Below are 17135 nucleotides of genomic sequence, written 5' to 3'. Positions count from 1 at the left end.
TAGCCCATGCCTAATAGATGTATAAAGAGCTGTATAGTATTTAATCAACAGGGATGCCCAGATGTTAGTTATATGTAGTGGTATGATGAGATCTGGCTCGACGCTGCAATACAATCTGACACGGGAAACAGTAGAGGCGAGCGGCAGAGGAAGAGGCGAAGGCTATTTCGATGCCTATGACCTTGAGGCTTATCACAGAAAGGTTGAAAGCTGGATATGCGACGATGTCATCCATGTCCTTAAGTCTCACGACCTCCCCAAGTTCATTGTTGATCAGTCCAAGAATCCCGGCCTTTTTATCATATATGTTCACCGTGACCTGAGGGATGTTGCCCGGTCCCTGATGCGAAAGTTCCCTAAAGCAGAAAATCAACTGTTTAAAGACATCGATGACGCGCTCGAGGTTTATCTCGCAGCAACACGTTGCCAAAACGTGATCATGCAAAAATTTGACGATTTGATGCACGATAAAAAAAGGGCCGTGCAGGAAATAGCCAACTTTATTGGCATTGCGCTGCATAAAGACTTAACCGACAGAATTATGCACACCACCTCACCGGAGGCATCGCAACTGAATGTTGGTGTGGCAAACGCAAGCAAAACACTGGCCATGAAGCGGTTTTTATATGGCGTGAACTCGCGCGTTCGAATTATGCCGCTCATAAAAAAAGTTCTGCCCCATTATTTGTCGGCAAGGCTTAGAAGAGCGCTATACCCGAACGATGCAAAAACGCTAATGCATTCAAAGCATATATCGGATAAAAGCCACACTGAATTTGATATAAACGCGCTTCTTATTAAAAAGATCAGTATAAAATACGCATCGTGGCAAAAGGAAAACGGATATGTCGATTTTACATTATAAAAATCATATTCGTATCATGGGAGATTTTTGATTGTCCTGGACACTGGAGTTACCAATTATCGCCGATGTGCAGAAGCGTGCGATTTTGGAGCATATATTCGACCTCGAAAAAGATTTTCTCCTTGTTGTCGGTGCATCAACAGGCGGCTGGCCTGATCCAAATCAATGGTTTATAGAAAAGCATGCTCCCAAAAGCCTGCTACTAGAACCGTTACCTGCGGCCTATGATAAACTGGCCAAACGCTACCGGGGAAAAAACGGGCGTTTTGAGAACGTCGAGGTTGCCCGCTTGGCCGTAAGTAACACGACCGGCCAAACAGATTTTTTCCTCGGCAATCACAGCAATGGCACCAACTCGAGCCTGCTGAACAACCTGCCTGACATGTCGGCCCAGAAGGTTGTGGTGGACTGCATTACATACGCAGACCTGTATCAGGCACGCAAATTTCCGGTTCCATGCATGCTTTATACCGACATGGAAGGCTGTGACGAGATCGCTATCGAGCAGGTATTAGATTTTGGTCATTACCCCAAAATCATTGATTTTGAATCAAACAAGCTTACCCCTGAAGATAAAGGAAACAAACTGATTGAGCGTCTCCACAGCGAGGGTTATACCGTCTTTCATCTGGGTGGCATTCAGTCCAATGCCCTATATCCTTACGCGGGCTATGACCTGATGGCCATCCGCAACGATGTGCTCGAGACCCTGCCTGCAGACTACGCAGCCCCCGTTTCCAAACTTATTGTTGATGAAGTCAGACGCCTGAGGCGACATGGCCGCATTCTCGACACCCTTGACTGGCGCAGCTATGCTCGATTCCTTGTTGCCCGGGTATTGGCAATATTTGGGCGCGCGCGGTCTTGATAGGGTAACCATACAAAATTATTGCTGTGGGTCAGACCTCGCGCACTGGAATATCATACGATGCAAGAGGTTTGCATTTGGCCTTTTGCCCAATAGGCAACAATTTCATTCAGGGTGGACGCAGACCATAAAAACCCGCCACTTGGGAACGCACCAGCACGATGAAAAAATTGCTATCATATATATCGCTATTGTCGGTGCGGGGAGCGCTGGTTGTTGGGGGCGTATGCTTTACAATCGTGCTGGCCCGCGGGCTTAGCATTGAGGCCTTCGGTGCGATTATGCTGGCATTAACAATTTTCCAGGCCATGCTGGTTATCGGGCGCTTGGGGTTTGAACAATATACCATCAGAACCGTGGGAGCCTTACACGAAACGCCAGACAAAACCGCAATAAAAGCCCACTTTAATGCCGCCTTTCAGTCCCTGCTGATAACATCTATTATCTTATATGCGGCATATCAGGCCGTTCTATATTTTGCCGGCAGCCACATCGACCACAACGTTCGCGGTCACCTTTCCCTCCTTTTTGTATTCTTGTATCCCTTTAATCTGATGATTTGCTTTTCTGCAGCCATGAAGGGTTTACGTCACCCTGTATGGGGCGCACTGGGGGAGTTGAGTGGTATAAACGCATTGGCTGTCCTTCCACTTGGTGCCTTAATGTTCATAGGTAACATGACAGCACAGAATGCACTTTGGTCCTATATTCTGTCCTGCTCCATTATCACGGTTCTCTATCTGGTAAAATTGCGTGGCAACTTTGCGCTCACCTTTTACAAGAAAAAAGGTGAGCGCAAAGGCCTTACAGCGAAAGTGACACCCTTCTATATTGTTTCACTGTTAGACTTCGTTTTTTTGTGGGCGCCTATATTAATTTTAGGTGGTTTTGAGGGAAATGAAGAAGTTGCCCTTTTTTCCGCTGCTCTGCGGATTGCCAGAATGACATCTCTGCTGGTCACGATCGCCAATACCGTCACGATGCCGAAATATTCCTCTTTCGGTATAAAAAAAGACCGGGACCAACTGATAAACCTAGCTGCGAAATCAACCCTGCTGACCACAATACCTGCAGTAGCCTTTAGTACCCTTGTCCTTCTTCTGCCGGAGCAAATTCTCGGCATCTGGGGTAACGACTATGTGACCGCCAGCTCCATGCTCGGCATTCTGGTCGTTGCAGAAGTTATCAGCGTTGCTGCCGGCCCACTGGGCCCGTTATTATCTATGGCAACCCACCCTCGGTCCATTCGTAATTTGCAGACCGTTGGCGCTGCGACATGCGTTATACTTCAGCTTTCAATGATCATTTGGTTTGGTGCAATAGGTGCCTGTCTTGCTGTCTTGCTTAATATTATTGTGATCAACGGTGTTGCTAATTTCCTATGCCAGCGTGCGCTGAAGGTGAACACGCTGACCCTATGGCGCCATATTCTGACCATGAATAATAACCGGGTTACCCTTAAAGAGAGGCGTCATGGAAAGCAATAACATTTCACTTGTAATGCTTGGCTTGGTCAGGTCTGCGGCCCAACTGGGAGATATTCTTGACCTCTATAAACCATTACAGGATGAAGGCACGATAGACAGGTTCAGGTTGGTGACATGGACCGATCAGGTAGACAGGCACCCGGGACTACGGAAAAAGCTGGACTCGCACGGTATTGAGCTTATCGAACTGCCTCCCATATCGGTTAAAAGTCATGGAAATATTATCCAGCAAATGAGGCAGTTTTACCACGGTCTTCTGGGACTGGGCCGCAATACCTATGTCTTGAAAACACGGACCGACCTTGTTATCGACCCCGACTTCATTAGAATACTCGTCCGTGAAAAAAAATATCGTGAAAAAGTCATCACGCCGAACCGGGTATTCCATAGAAAAATATGGGTGCCATATTTTGAGATAACTAAGCCCTTTTATATCTCTGACGAATGTTTTGCTGGCTATGTTGATGACCTGTGGCAACTCTATAACCTCGACAGCAGCTATGATCATCAATATGCTAATATAGGGGTTGGTATTACCCATATCCGACGCTTCATACCACCGTTTTTAAAGCAATATCCCCTTCTCGAGGATTACCTAAACGTGGCAGGGTACTGCGGCTGGCGCAAAGGGTGTGAGCGATTTTCATATTTACAGCATTGTTTGCAGTCTAAAGTGTATCTCGCTTTCCTCGCAGTATATTACACCGTGCTGAACAGTCATTTTATCGTAGATCTGCGCGCCACGCCCAATCAGGTTCAGTTCCGGCTGAACTACATGTCACCATCCACACGCGTTGACTCGAAAGGCCTCGTGAACCGAATGGTACCACCTCTGGCCTGGAACAACAGCGCGGGTGGATGGCTATACGGATACGACCTGACATGGCTTTCCAACACGCTGGGCAGCGACGTTGGCCATGACCGTCCCCATGAGGCGCTTCTGGTGGAAATCGGTCAGGAGCTGAGCCAGCGGCGGACCAGCACGCGCGAGCTCAACGAGTTTCTGGATGTCGGTGCCAATGTCATAAAAATCAGCCAACCACAGGAAAAAATACGTAATGTATACCATAATTTACGGCATTCCTTTGGAAAACGTTTCAGCCAATAAGCTGTTTCAGGACACAGCCACTGATGCAAACGCTCCCGCCAAAGCCCACCCTTTTGTTTGATCCCTTCCGCGAAGGGCATCGGCTTTCCCATGCTGAAGCATTGCTTGCCGAAGCGGAAAACCGCCCCACACAGCGCTTCACCCTGGCCCTCCACAGCGACCTTGTTCTGCGCCTGCGAGAAAACCCGCGCTGGCAGAAGCTTGAGCAGGCAAGTGTCAAGCTCGTGGCCCTTGACGACGAGGTCGCGCAGTCTGTCAAGGCCAACAACAAGGATATCGCGGGCGGGCGGCGCATGATCCGACTTGCAGAGAAGCTGGCGCAGGAACACGGCTGTGAGCACATTCATTTCCTGCATCTTGACACCGTTGTCCTTGCACTGTTTTTTGCCACGTTCACGGGCTTGGAAAAAACCGTCAGCGGCATGTATATGTGCCCGACCGAACATTACCAAAAGCTGTTTGGCGCCAGACTAAGCCGTGGCGAAAAGCTGTTTGCCCGTGTCAAAAAGTGGGTCGTCTCCCGGTTGCTGTCATGTGCGCGAGTAACAGCAATCCATGTGTTTGACGAATTTTGCCCAGCATTTTACGCCGCCCATCGCAACGGCTGGAAAATAGTTGCTATACCGGACTTCGCGCCTATGCCGACGACAGAACGTCGCCCCGACGCAGCGGATGGCTGGTTATCAACGCCCAACCGCTTTGCCATGTTTGGTGCCATAGACGCTCGCAAGGGCATCTTCCCACTCTTGTCCGCGCTCAGGCTTATGAAACCTGAACTGACGACGCAGGTATCCATTGCCTTTATGGGCCGGGTTCAGGCCGCAATACAGGACGAATTTGAGACACAGTTGGCCTCTCTCCGGCAAACGCATCCTGCCCTTTCAGTCACGGTCATTGACCGCTTTGTCGATGACGCGGAAATACTGTGGCTGTGCCGCAATTCAACCGCGATCATGATGCCCTATCAACGCCACCGGGGGTCAAGCGGGGTACTTTGCTGGGCGGCCCATGTTAGGGTCCCCGTGCTAGCACAAGCGTTTGGCCTTGTCGGCCGCGAAGTCGACGAACACGGTTTGGGCATAACAGTGGATAGCGAAAGTCCGGCCGCCATCGCGGCAGGTCTAGAAACACTATGTGCGCAGCCGGGGAAAAAGCTGGGGCCACAGGGTCTTGCTTATGGCAGGCGGCACACGCCGGACGAATTTGCACGCCAAACACTCGATCATCTTTGTGGGGCAAGGGCCTAAGCTTATGGCTGCGTGATAATCTCTTGAAAACGGTCGGTTATCCGGCTGATCTCAAACGTCTCCAGCGCGTAACGCCGGCCATTTTCCCCCATACGCTGCCGTGCGGCCTCGTCTCCCGCCAGCGTGCGGGCATTATCTAGAAAAGCGGTCATGTCATTTGGCGGGGCCACAAGGCCCGCGCCAGTATCCCCCACGATCCGCGAGGCAAGATTGCTTGCAGGCACTGCCAACAAAAGCGGCCTGCCCACACATAGGTAGGTCAGCACCTTCGACGGCACACAGAAGATGCTCGCCTCTTCCTCAACAATACAAACCAACACATCAGCGCTTGACAGCACTTTGGGCAGGGTCTCGAACGGCACCCAGGGTGCGACGGTCATATTCAGCCCGGGCTCGCCGTCCAGCTTGGCTTTCAGATAGTCCGCGCCCTCGCCTTCAGAAAAGACATACAGGTGGCTGTTTTCCTGCCGTGCCAAACCCACCAAGAGCTCCGGGTTATGCTTTTTGCCAAGGGTGCCCGCGTAAACATAGCGGCATGTGCCGTCGTCTGGCAGTTTTTCAGACCAGTCGTTCACCCGCGTGGTCGGTACCATTTCATCAAGTGGCGCCCAGTTTTCGATGACGTGCGTGTTGGTGGTGTCCACCCCCATCGTGCCCAAATGGCCGACAAAGTCTGCGGAGATGACCACGATGGCATCGCTTCGGTTCAAGAGGCCCGCCTCAAGCCGTCGGTACCACCCGCCCGCGACAGCCCCCAAAAGCCGTGATTTGCGCTGCAGGATACGGCCAATAGCCTCGCTATAGATATCCTGCACCCAGAAAATAAACTGCGCGCCAACCTTTTTGGCGGCTTTCTGCATCGGCGCAAGGGCATCAAGCGGGGTATTACTGGCGATCACCACATCGGGGCGCTCGGCGATGATGAACTGAGCCAGTTTTCCGCCCAGCCGACGTTCCTGTGTCCAGCGTTTGACAAGCGAGCTTTTTGCAAAGGGTTCGTTGAGGCGGAACTCATGAATTCTCAGGGTATCAGGGTCATCAGCCTGTTTCTGCAGGTTGCCTTTCGGCGTCTGGAATTCAGCAAAACTTGAGTGGATCACATCAAAACCCCGCGCGGCGAGCGAACGGCTCAACTGCACCTGAAAGGGGTGACCACTGTTATCATGCAGGAAAATTTTCACGCTGTTTCTCTCGGCACCCAAGGCCCCTGAGAGGACCGGAATAAAAAAAGGACGCACAAAACAGGTGCGCCCCTGGGATCTGCTTATTTGTTGCCTTTTACCTGGCGCTCAATCCATGCAAATGTTTCCCTGAGGCCGTCATAAAGCGGCTGATTAGGGCGCCAGCCCAGTTTTTGTTCAATCAACTGGTTGTCTGAATTACGGCCGCGAACACCTTGCGGGCCATCAATGTGCCGTTTTTTCAACGGCTTGCCCGCGATGTCGGTGACCATATCAACAAGCTGGTTTATGCTGACCATTTCATCAGAACCAATATTCACCGGCCCTTCAAAATCGGACCGGGTCAGCTTGAGCACACCCTCAACACATTCGTCGATATAGAGGAAAGACCGGGTCTGGCTGCCATCACCCCAGATTTCGATCTCGCCATTGGCTTGCGCTGACGCGACTTTGCGGCAAATAGCCGCCGGAGCTTTTTCCTTGCCACCCGTCCATGTGCCCTCAGGGCCAAAGATGTTATGGAAGCGCGCCACGCGGCATTGCATGCCAAAGTTCCGATTGTACGCCAGGTACAAACGCTCGCTGAACAGTTTCTCCCAGCCGTATTCGCTGTCTGGTGCTGCCGGATACGCTGAATCTTCGGCACAGTTTGGATTGTCCGGGTCTTCCTGATTATACGCCGGATACATGCAAGCCGAAGAACTGTAGAAAACCCGCTTGATGTTGCGTTTGTGACAAAGGTCCAGCACATTCAGGTTGATGGTGGCACTGTTGTGCATGATGTCGGCGTCATGCATACCGGTAAAAATATACCCGGCGCCGCCCATGTCGGCAGCCAGTTGGTAAACTTCATCAAACCGACGATCGATCACTTCGCGGCAAATTGACTGTTCGCGCAGATCGCCAATCACAAAATCATCGGCTTCGGTTTCGGCAAATTCAGGGAATTTGAGGTCCACGCCCCTAACCCAAAAACCTTCTTTTTTAAGGCGCTTAACGAGATGGCTGCCAATAAAGCCGCCGGCTCCTAAAACAAGAGCTTGTTTCTGCATTCTTAATATCCCCAGAACAGACAGTGAATCAGTTAAAAATCATTCGGCGAGACGTTAGCGAAAGTTTAGTCTTCGAGCAATGTCTTATTACCCTGACAGAGCCACTCAAGTAGCAGTCTGGCGAGGGTTTTGACAATCCGCTGACAGGTGTTACGGCAGGCCCGCGCTGCAGTTTCAGGCGAAGTATTCAGCACCAGGAGGGCTTGGGTGATTGCGAAGCGCAGCTTATAAGTGTAGCGTTACTCGCAGGCAATGAATGTACCGGGGAGGCTGCTATGAAACTCGTTTTTGTCCATGGCTGGAGCGTGACAAATACCGACACATACGGCGAATTGCCGGAAGCCATTCAAAGGCTGGCAGACTTCCCGATTGAACTGAACCATATCCACCTTGGGCGATATATCAGTTTCCATGATGAGGTCTCGATGGAAGATGTCGCGAGGGCGTTTAACCAATCACTGCATGACCACCTTGCCGACGACGATGGCACTATTGGCGCTTTTTCCTGTATCACACATTCCACCGGGGGGCCCGTAGTGCGTGCGTGGGTAGAGTTGTTTTATGGCAAAGATGGCATCGCTCATATGCCGCTCAAACATCTGGTCATGCTGGCTCCTGCCAACCACGGGTCCGCGCTCGCGGCATTGGGGAAAAAACGCGTCGGCCGTATAAAGGCGTGGTTTCAGGGGGTCGAGCCCGGACAGCGTATCCTTGACTGGCTGTCACTCGGAAGTGATGGCCAGCACACCTTGAACAAGGCCACCCTTGACTACGACAGCGCAAAAGCAGGGTTTTTCCCGTTCGTACTCATTGGGCAAACAATCGACCATGCATTCTATGATTTCCTGAACAGCTACCTGGTGGAGAAGGGCTCAGATGGTGTCATACGCGTCGCGGGAGGGAATATGAATTATAACTTCATTCGCATGGAGCAGAGTGACGAGGTGATCAGGAAACAACCGATGACCTATTCGCTTAAGCTCTCTGGCGGTGTGCAACGGCCCAAGGCCGCGCCGCTCGGTGTTATTCCTGACGCTTCTCACTCCGGCACCAAGATCGGCATCATGAACAGCGTCACGACGCAGAACATGCAGGATAAACCCGTCGTCGCGGAAATCGTAAAATGCCTGAAAGTTGATAACGAGGAAGATTACAGCAGCCGCGAACAGGAACTCGCTGCTTTGACCGAGGTATCACAACAGAACAGTTCCAAATACCAGATGATTATTTTTGAGGTCAAAGACGATCGTGGTGAAACTATCAGGGATTATGATCTCCTCATTCTGGCAGGCGGTAACTATTCACCCTCCAAGCTGAAGAAGGGCTTTTTTGTCGACCGCCAATACAACCCGCAATCCGGCAGGTTGGTTTATTATGTCGACGCCACCCTGATGCGTCAGCTCACCAAGATAGGTTTTCGGGTCGTCGCCCGGCCGACTTCCGGCTTTTCTCATTACGCCTGCGCCGAATTTCGCTCGGAAGAGCGAGCAGTTGAAGACCTGTTGCAGGAAAATGAGAGCCACTATATCGAAGTCATACTCAGGCGCCGGATATCAAAGAACACCTTTGAGCTTGGTGGCATGAGCAGCAAACCTATGAGCTTCAAAAAGCTCAAGCCCTCTCCGCAGATACTTGACTACCCCCCCGAAGCGTAGCAGGCATCATCAAAATTACCCGGGTACCATGTTGCATTCCGGCGGTACTTGCGCAACAAAGCCAGAGCAGCGCGATTTTTTTGGAACGGCTGTCTGTATCCACGCATACACCGCGCATGAAAGACATCCACCGGAAGGCTGAACGGACCAAGTAGATGAGCGACCCACGTATCACGCGGATAGAAAAGTTGATAGCAGGAGCGAAATTTCAAGACGCCCGACATGCAATCAATGACTATCTTTCCACCGGAGAGCCTTACCTTGGTTTGCGACAGGAAATTTTATGTGAAATAGCGGCGAAAGCCTGGCCCCGCGCCCTGAAGCTTTGCGGTCAATATATTGAGCGATTTCCGGCACATTCCTTTCCTTACGTCCGCCAAGCTGAAGCCTTTATGGCAACAGGCCAAAACCCAGGCGCCCGGGAGGCGCTTGAAACTTCACAGACCAAATTCCCAGACTGTCCGGAAACGGTAGACCGGCTGTATCAGTTGTCCTTGCGTGAGAACGATGTGGAAAGCGCGAAGCAGCACGCCGCACGACTGGTTGAACTTACGCCTGACAGGGTAAATGGGTATATGCGGTCAGCCCGAGCATATTTCCTTGATGACCAACCACAAACTGCCGAGGAGTTTTTGAAAACTGCCGTCAAACTAGGTGCATCACCTGAACGCGTAAAACTCTTGCGCCGCTCAGTCGTCGCACGGCGCAACCTGCCCAAGGCCAGCGCCGAGATGAAAAAAGCGCTGGAATCGGAGCCGCTAAAAAGCCGACTTATTGACCGTGACAGGCTGCAACCCTTTCTCTCCGACCGACTGAATGGGCCTGCTGGCTTTTTTGCGGGCCGGATGGGCCGGGTTGAAGGGCGTATTGTTGGGCATATTTTGTCCGCCCGGCCGATCAATGCTGACCTTTACGAGCAAGGGGAACTGAATGCAGGTATTACCCCCCGAAACGCGGATACTTTCGCTCAGTTCGGGCAAATCTATTTTGAAGCATCCAAAAACATGGATCTCCTTGGTGTGGTCGGATTTGAAAATGAGCTGACACTCCTGAAGACACTTGATAACCCTCACCTCACTAAAAATGGCTGGTATAATCCGCTCGACCTTATCGCATTCCGTGGGGTTGACCGCCACGCATTTGAACCATGGACACTCAGCCTCAGAGGCAAAAAAGTGTTAGTGGTTCACGTGTTTGACGCCTCCATCCAGCAACAATATAAAAACCGAAAAAACATCAATGTCATCAAGGATATAATTCCGGATTTCCAACTGAAAACCTATAAGCCAGCTCAGACCTCGGCCAGTCGCAATGTGGGCAAAAACTGGATGGACGAATATCACCGGATGCGCGAAGACCTCGCTGCGATCGATTTCGACGTTGCCCTCATCGGCTGTGGTGCATATAGCGTGCCTCTGGCCAGTGACTTAAGACTGAGAAACAAAAAAGTGCTGGTGCTCGGTGGCGCGATCCAGACACTTTTTGGCATCATAGGTCGCCGCTGGGAAGAGCACTACACCAGGGCAGGCATTCTGGGAGACGGCTGGGTGCGCCCCGCACCAGAGGAGCGACCTGACCTCGCAGACAAGGTTGAGCGCGGCTGCTACTGGTAAGCATCCATGAAAGCAGACAAGTCATCCCTTCTATTCTGCCATGACCTTTCTGGCGCGACGTTCAGCACTCGTACCTAAAGTTATTATAGGTTGCGAAAATACACCCAATACGTATACTTGCGGCGGGTTATGTGTGGAGTTTTCTGTCACACAGGAGGGGAAAATGGGGGAACTGCAAGTTGCTCTGGCGCTTGCTGTCAGCATGTTGGTTTTTTCCACATTCGTAAGCGCGATTGTCGAGGTCCTGCACCGGGCGTTTACACTGCGCAAACACGGAATGAAGGTCCTTATTGAGAAATTCTACGAGCAGGAGGTAATGGACCGACTGCAAAATCTCATACCTGCGCACGCCCGCGGGCAGGAGGAGCCAGGCCGGGAATACCGCGGAAAATTCCTGTTCCAGATGTGGTCGGGGCTAAAGTCAAAACCACCGGAGGACGGGTCCTACGCCACGGTTTCACGAAATACCCTCGCATCAAAGTTTCCCCTGCCCATGCTGGATGGCAGCGTCGATCGGATGGACGTAGCAGAGTTTTTCCGTCGTTTGGCGGAAACTGACATTGGCAGGAAAATTGGCCAGAAGGCGCCAGTTGATATCGATATCCTGATCGACGACCTTGCCACACGGTTTGAGGACTATGGGCGCCAGGTTTCAGCCTACTTCAAACGCCGTTCGCAGATTATCTCAGTGATTATCGCCGTGCTTTTTGCACTGGGAATGAACGCCAATGTGGTGTCCCTCGTCCGCGCCTTCCAAAACGACGAAACATTGACCACGGACATCATCAATCACGCCAACACGGCCACCGCCAACTACCAGGCGCAACTGGCGGCCACACGTGCCGCCAGCAACGGGCAGTCCGTCTCGGAGTCACAACTTAAAGCAATTGAAGACAAACTGGCAGACCTGCGAAAGGGCATTGCTGATGCGCAAGACTTGGGTTTGCCTTTCGGCTGGACAGACAATGAATTGTTTAACGGCAGCGACATCAATAACTTCCTGTCACCCAATCAGACCGTCTCCAGGGATAGTATTGACTTCCTAAGCAAGGCATTCTGGGCGTGGCTTTTCACCACCATTGCAACCGGCTTGCTGATCGGACTGGGTGGTCCCTTCTGGTACGACATGATCCAACGGCTATCGGCCGTCACTCAGGTCGCATCAGCCCTGACCAGCAAGGCCTCCCAAGACGGCGGCACAAACGTACCGGCCGAAGCGTTGAGCAAGGAAACGGTCGCCAAAAGCGCAGCCCGGGACGCGTTTAAAACCGTAACTCGGGCAAATAACCTCCTTGCGCACACAGAGAAGCCGCCAAGCCAGAACTGGCGCGGGCCCAAGGCACTCCGCCTCTAGGCGTAGAAAGGAACGGATATGTCGCTCTCAATGATCATCGCAGGTATCCAAGCCGTATTGCGGGCCGGACAGGCGGGCGTGAACCTTTATGCAGAACATGCACGCGACCGGGCGATTTTCCTGCCAGACCTCAGCTGGCCAGCCTCCTCAACCGGCGAGACCGTGGTGGCCTATTTCCGGGCGCATCCAGATGTCATCAAGGCTGACCCTGTCCTGAAAAACTACTGGAAGGAGACACCGGTTCCTCGCATCTCGCCGATCAGCCCCAGCATTATTGACCAATGCAGCGCCCTGATGTTGAAAAACCAAGCGCAGGAAAAGCTTGTAGCCGACGGAAAAGACGCCGTCGATGCCCAACGTGAAGCTGAAATGCTCGCAGGCGGCCGAATGGTGGAACAATGGCGCGAATCACGGAAACCACCCAGCGCATGGGCACGCATGGCCCTGACAATTACAGACGTAGGTCTTGAGTTTGTCGGCACCAACCCTTCCCTTTTTGGTATCGGAGGCAAGGGCGAGACGCTCGTCACCTCATTTGCCAAGCAGATGAATGAACTTATTCCCAACGATGTCGGCGATATGGGACCGCGGGACGGGTTTACGGACCGTGTCCTCGGCATTTTCCTGCGCGCTGGGCTCGGTACACTGGAAGCCAATACGTCGCTGGTAATAAAAAACGAAAACATCGCCAAGCTGGTGGCGGGCGTCACAAAACCTATCATCGACGCGATGCCAACATCGATTACCGACCAGATGGTATACCGCGACCTGGTCGATGCTCTTGCGGGGCCAGCCGCCGAAGCCGCATTCAAGATACTCGCTGAAAATACCAGCGACTATCTCGGCAAGGATTTCGCCAACGACACAGCTCTCGGTGCCGTGACCACCGCCCTCTTCTCGGAACTGCAATCAACCGCCGCCGACGGCAATGTGCTCGACCAGTTCAAAAAGGAAGGCCTCATTCAGCTCTATCAATCGGGGCTTAAGGTCGCGGTCGACAACCCCTCACTGTTCATCTCGGGCGACAGCCCGAAAAACGAGCTTTTCAGGGACCTGTTGAAAGGCACGGCAACAGTGCTAAGCCAGAACCCGACATTCAAGGGTCAGGTGGGTACCGCGCTTGCCGCGATGGCCATCGAGGTGGTCGGCAGCAATGCGCCGAAGCTTCTAAAACTGAACCCCGATGAGCCCTGGGAAAAAGTAGCTGAAAAGGCGCTTGAGCAAGTGACCGGTTCGCTAAGCGCCGCCATAACCAGCGGCAATTCTGGGGCGCTTGGCATCTTCAACGAAAAAGAACTTCTCGATCTCGGTCGCATTCTGTTGCAGCAGGCGGCCCAGACGCCCGGTATGCTTGGCATTGACAAGCCGGAACTTCAGGACATTGCCAGCGGTATAGCCAAAGCGATGGCCGCGGACACACACTTGCTACTGACCAGCGACGGATGGCTCAAAATCGCTGCGGCGGCAGTTGAAGAAGCGTCCGCCAATCCCGGTCGACTTTTTGGTACCGACGCAAATTCGCTGGCAACCACGGCGATCAAATCGATACTGACTGTAGCTGGCGAGGCATGGAGTGACGGCGGGCGTGCAGGCAGCCCGCGCCTCTTTGGCAACACCCTGCGCGACGCTATCATTGAGGTCGTCCATGGACTTGGCGGAAACGTCAGCGCGGCGGCCGGAAACCCTGATCTGGTGAAAAATTTCATCAAAGACATCAACGATAGAACCCAAGCTGACCCGCAAACATTCGGCGCCGATACTGTCAAAAAACTTATCCGCCTTCTGTTGGGCAAGGTACTTGCGACCGGAACCCTGCCAACGGACAGCGACATCTCTGCCGCACTGGCTGCGTCCTAGGAGACAAGCAATGAAAACATATGCTCCCTTAGTCCTCGCTATCGCTCTTGGCGGTTGTGTCACCATCGATCAGGTGCGCACAGCTTCAAATATCATCAAACTGGACAATGACCTGCAACAAGGCATCCAGCAACGCATTCGTCACCGGCAAGCTGAGGCACATGCACAGCAAATACCCACAGACAAACGCGACCCTGCTGGTGTGCAGTCCCTTGATTTTGTAAATCTTGCCGACATCGGCAATCAGGCCGCCAACAAAGCCCAGAAACTAGCAGCCGAGTCTGACACTCTCCCTGAAGCCCTAAGTTATTACCGCATCGCCGCAATGGCTTACTGGCAAAGCTATGATCCCTCGGTAAACACCGCCCTTGGTAACGTGGTTGAAGACGGCAAGGCGCTCTGTCAGAAGATGGGCGAAAACAGTCCAGACCGGGACTGTTTCCTGCTGCCCTTGATCCCGCCATACGCAGGCTATGAGGAAACGAGGCGCTCTATGAGCCCGGGTGGGTCGTCACTATTTTCAGGCATTAACATGGCCGATGGCGCGACACAGCAGGAAGCGCGAGATCTCACCACCATCGCGGATGCTCTGGTCGGCATGAAGGCCGCTGTTACCCAAGCCTATAAGGTGGCCACGGATTTTGGTGGAGTACCGGATAATATCAAGGCTTATTACTGCAGCAATACGAATAGAATGGCGCAGGCCTTTTTGGACAGCGCGGGTGTCTATCTGGCGATGGTTGAGACCTATTGGGGGGCACCCTCCGGTACACAACTGCCGATCACGGTAGATCAAGCTACCCGGCAAGCAACACCGGCCCCGGCAAGCAACACCTATACCAAGGCATGCGAAGGCACGTGAGCACCTGCCCGACAGAAGCGACCGGTCTCAGGGCTGGTCGGCTTCCCACTTATGAAAGTCTGCTTTCAACGCAGCATAACGTTTGTGGTCGCGAATACTGTCAAAGGCTGGATCTACCGAAAACCGAAGATAATATTGCGGGCCATAAACGGCGGTGAGCCGGTCAATATAATCAAAGGCCCGGTCGGGTGAACCTGCCCGCACGAAGGCCCGCGCGATAGCGTACCAATGCCGCCGGGACTGCCACAGATCATTGGAAACAAATGCTTCATAATCTTTAACAATCCGCTCAACTTTTGTCAGGTCTTGCTGCAGGCCCGGCAGGTCAACTGGCGTGAATGCGCCGTTTGGGTGCCAACGCAAGCTTCCGTCAGGAAACAGTTCAGCAACTTTTTCTGCCAGCAGGTTGAGTTTTTCTGCTGCGTCCTCACCCCGACCGAGAGCCATATATGCTTCCACTACAAGCCTGTCTGCATATAGCTGTCTATCTACATTGACATCCGTCGCGTTCGGCAAACCAGCCAACGCTTCTTCGATCAGCCCGGCATCCCTTGTCAGCAGTGCATATTCCAGAACCCAGATACCGTGATCGGACGGCGGCGCGGTCATTTTGCTCGTCACGGCCGCGTAGGCTTTCGTAGGCGCGCCGCGCATGGCCCAGATTACCGCTTCGGTGTAGACGAGATCGTTATACATTGGGTCGAGGACCCGCGCAGCCTGCACGAGCTTATCCACCTTATTAAAAAAACCAAGGGGGGCGTATGTTTCTATGGTTTCCGTGAGAAGCGTTATATTGGTCGGGTTCAGTTCATAGGCGCGCTCGAGCGCAGCCGCAGCCTCCTTGAACTTGCCTTGCCGACGCGCAACATAGCCCTTCAACTCCCAAACCTCCGAGCGTTTGGGCGCCACCGCAGCCGCCTGCTCCAGCGCCGCGCTGGCGGCCTGATAATCCCGAAACCCCCAGTAGTGATAATAACCTTTGGTGAGATACGTTTCGACACTTTCAGGCGCTATTGCCTCAAGCTCGTCAAGCGTTTTCCGTGCCCGCACGCGCCATGTCGGATCAAAGCTTCCCGCCCAATTTATCGCGAGCAATGTTTTGGCCTTCGCTGCCAACGCAGGTACAAACTGGGGGTCAAGCACCAGCGCCTCTTCAAAGGCAGCCAATGATTCCAGCAGTTGTTCTTCATAGTTCGCGTTTTCAAAAAGACGCACCCCACGGTAATAAGCGTCATAGGCGGCGATGCTTGTGCTGGTCGCCACCTTGCCTGCCTCGTCCGTACCATCGGTAGTCAATCCTGCGGGACGCCCCCGAACAGGTTTGTCGTCACCCGCCTCTGAGACGAGTTTTTGCGGACGGCGATCCGTACCCGCGCCACCATCGTTGGGGTTGCTTCCAGCCAAGGCGATGAAGGCAATCAAGGCCAGAATGAAGGCGCCCAACGCTGTAATCTCCAAAGCTCGTTTGCTACGCGAAAAACCGCTGGCCACCAGATCCGGGGATGATGTGTCCGACACCGGTAAATAGGGCGCGCCTTCAGCGGAGGAGCGCTCCCCGAGCTCATCCAGATCGCCTGAATCTTCCAGTGTCTCCACCGAATGCAAAAAACGGTACCCACGACCGTGGGCGGTTTCTATATATTTAGGGGTACGCGCCTGATCGCGCAGAACACGTCGCACCTCATGCATGGCTGTTGTCAGGACTGCGTCTGATACCGCACGGCCGTCCCAAACCTTTAGAATAAGCGCATCTTTGGAGAGCAGCGCTTGCGGCCTGAGCATCAGCTCCACCAGCAAACGATACGACTTTCGCCCCAGGTGCACGGGCTTGTCTTTCAAAGTGACAACCTCGTTCACCAAGTCGACAGAGATGTCCATACTCGACATGCCGATGATCTGTCGACCCGAATGTCCATCCTGAGACATGCAAATCTCCGCAATTCGTCGCTGCTGGCTACTTAAGAACTCCTTAATAACTGAGGTTAC

Annotated in this window: 13 protein-coding genes; 10 read left to right on the top strand and 3 right to left on the bottom strand. The window is 52.9% G+C overall.

Annotated elements, in window-relative coordinates:
• The first annotated feature begins 61 nt into the window (after positions 1 to 61).
• The 5 genes from OEU85_RS03350 to OEU85_RS03330 all read left to right on the top strand — a co-directional run bounded on the left by OEU85_RS03350 (position 62) and on the right by OEU85_RS03330 (position 5575).
• Positions 62 to 865, top strand: coding sequence for a sulfotransferase domain-containing protein (locus OEU85_RS03350; RefSeq protein WP_262690025.1), 804 nt, complete (start codon positions 62 to 64; stop codon positions 863 to 865).
• A gap of 31 nt (positions 866 to 896) precedes the next feature.
• Positions 897 to 1733: a class I SAM-dependent methyltransferase gene (locus OEU85_RS03345; protein WP_262690024.1), complete on the top strand. Its 837-nt coding sequence runs from the start codon at positions 897 to 899 to the stop codon at positions 1731 to 1733.
• A 161-nt stretch (positions 1734 to 1894) separates the two neighbouring features.
• Positions 1895 to 3220, top strand: a complete 1326-nt coding sequence (locus tag OEU85_RS03340) for an oligosaccharide flippase family protein (protein ID WP_262690023.1) — start codon at positions 1895 to 1897, stop codon at positions 3218 to 3220.
• Positions 3207 to 4328, top strand: a complete 1122-nt coding sequence (locus OEU85_RS03335) for a hypothetical protein (protein ID WP_262690022.1) — start codon at positions 3207 to 3209, stop codon at positions 4326 to 4328. The genes OEU85_RS03340 and OEU85_RS03335 overlap by 14 nt, the downstream gene beginning before the upstream one ends.
• Before the next feature lie 23 nt (positions 4329 to 4351).
• Complete coding sequence (locus OEU85_RS03330) at positions 4352 to 5575, top strand: glycosyltransferase family protein (protein WP_262690021.1); 1224 nt, start codon at positions 4352 to 4354, stop codon at positions 5573 to 5575.
• A 2-nt stretch (positions 5576 to 5577) separates the two neighbouring features.
• Here the strand turns inward: OEU85_RS03330 and OEU85_RS03325 are convergent, their stop codons facing one another.
• Together OEU85_RS03325 and OEU85_RS03320 are read right to left on the bottom strand one after the other, a co-directional pair.
• Positions 5578 to 6756 carry a glycosyltransferase family 4 protein gene (locus OEU85_RS03325; protein WP_262690020.1) on the bottom strand — a complete coding sequence of 393 codons (1179 nt, stop codon included), beginning with the start codon at positions 6754 to 6756 and terminating at the stop codon, positions 5578 to 5580.
• Between the two features lie 83 nt (positions 6757 to 6839).
• Complete coding sequence (locus OEU85_RS03320) at positions 6840 to 7808, bottom strand: NAD-dependent epimerase/dehydratase family protein (RefSeq protein ID WP_262690019.1); 969 nt, start codon at positions 7806 to 7808, stop codon at positions 6840 to 6842.
• Positions 7809 to 8083: 275 nt separating this feature from the next.
• Here OEU85_RS03320 and OEU85_RS03315 point away from each other — a divergent pair, with 275 nt between their 5' ends.
• From OEU85_RS03315 to OEU85_RS03295, 5 genes are all read left to right on the top strand, one after another.
• Complete coding sequence (locus tag OEU85_RS03315; RefSeq protein ID WP_262690018.1) at positions 8084 to 9463, top strand: esterase/lipase family protein; 1380 nt, start codon at positions 8084 to 8086, stop codon at positions 9461 to 9463.
• 392 nt (positions 9464 to 9855) lie between these two features.
• Positions 9856 to 11076 carry a tetratricopeptide repeat protein gene (locus OEU85_RS03310; RefSeq protein ID WP_262690017.1) on the top strand — a complete coding sequence of 407 codons (1221 nt, stop codon included), beginning with the start codon at positions 9856 to 9858 and terminating at the stop codon, positions 11074 to 11076.
• Between the two features lie 163 nt (positions 11077 to 11239).
• Positions 11240 to 12430 (top strand): hypothetical protein, encoded by a 1191-nt coding sequence (locus OEU85_RS03305; protein WP_262690016.1) that lies wholly within the window; start codon positions 11240 to 11242, stop codon positions 12428 to 12430.
• 18 nt (positions 12431 to 12448) lie between these two features.
• A complete protein-coding gene (locus OEU85_RS03300) occupies positions 12449 to 14287 on the top strand; it encodes a hypothetical protein (RefSeq protein WP_262690015.1) in 1839 nt (612 codons plus the stop codon).
• Positions 14288 to 14297: 10 nt separating this feature from the next.
• Positions 14298 to 15149 (top strand): hypothetical protein, encoded by an 852-nt coding sequence (locus tag OEU85_RS03295; protein ID WP_262690014.1) that lies wholly within the window; start codon positions 14298 to 14300, stop codon positions 15147 to 15149.
• A 27-nt stretch (positions 15150 to 15176) separates the two neighbouring features.
• Here the strand turns inward: OEU85_RS03295 and OEU85_RS03290 are convergent, their stop codons facing one another.
• Positions 15177 to 17075 (bottom strand): winged helix-turn-helix domain-containing protein, encoded by a 1899-nt coding sequence (locus OEU85_RS03290; protein ID WP_262690013.1) that lies wholly within the window; start codon positions 17073 to 17075, stop codon positions 15177 to 15179.
• Between the last annotated feature and the right edge of the window lie 60 nt (positions 17076 to 17135).

The organism is Kordiimonas aestuarii (assembly GCF_025574465.1).
Lineage (GTDB): Bacteria > Pseudomonadota > Alphaproteobacteria > Sphingomonadales > Kordiimonadaceae > Kordiimonas > Kordiimonas aestuarii.
Note: the sequence above shows the minus strand (reverse complement) of the source record. Positions and strands in the feature narration are given on the sequence as shown.

Coding starts and splice junctions, on each gene's coding strand:
- OEU85_RS03350 (WP_262690025.1), top strand. CDS start 62: ATGTTAGTTATATGTAGTGGTATGATGAGATCTGGCTCGACGCTGCAA.
- OEU85_RS03340 (WP_262690023.1), top strand. CDS start 1,895: ATGAAAAAATTGCTATCATATATATCGCTATTGTCGGTGCGGGGAGCG.
- OEU85_RS03335 (WP_262690022.1), top strand. CDS start 3,207: ATGGAAAGCAATAACATTTCACTTGTAATGCTTGGCTTGGTCAGGTCT.
- OEU85_RS03330 (WP_262690021.1), top strand. CDS start 4,352: ATGCAAACGCTCCCGCCAAAGCCCACCCTTTTGTTTGATCCCTTCCGC.
- OEU85_RS03320 (WP_262690019.1), bottom strand. CDS start 7,808: ATGCAGAAACAAGCTCTTGTTTTAGGAGCCGGCGGCTTTATTGGCAGC.
- OEU85_RS03315 (WP_262690018.1), top strand. CDS start 8,084: ATGAAACTCGTTTTTGTCCATGGCTGGAGCGTGACAAATACCGACACA.
- OEU85_RS03310 (WP_262690017.1), top strand. CDS start 9,856: ATGGCAACAGGCCAAAACCCAGGCGCCCGGGAGGCGCTTGAAACTTCA.
- OEU85_RS03305 (WP_262690016.1), top strand. CDS start 11,240: ATGGGGGAACTGCAAGTTGCTCTGGCGCTTGCTGTCAGCATGTTGGTT.
- OEU85_RS03300 (WP_262690015.1), top strand. CDS start 12,449: ATGTCGCTCTCAATGATCATCGCAGGTATCCAAGCCGTATTGCGGGCC.
- OEU85_RS03295 (WP_262690014.1), top strand. CDS start 14,298: ATGAAAACATATGCTCCCTTAGTCCTCGCTATCGCTCTTGGCGGTTGT.
- OEU85_RS03290 (WP_262690013.1), bottom strand. CDS start 17,075: ATGTCTCAGGATGGACATTCGGGTCGACAGATCATCGGCATGTCGAGT.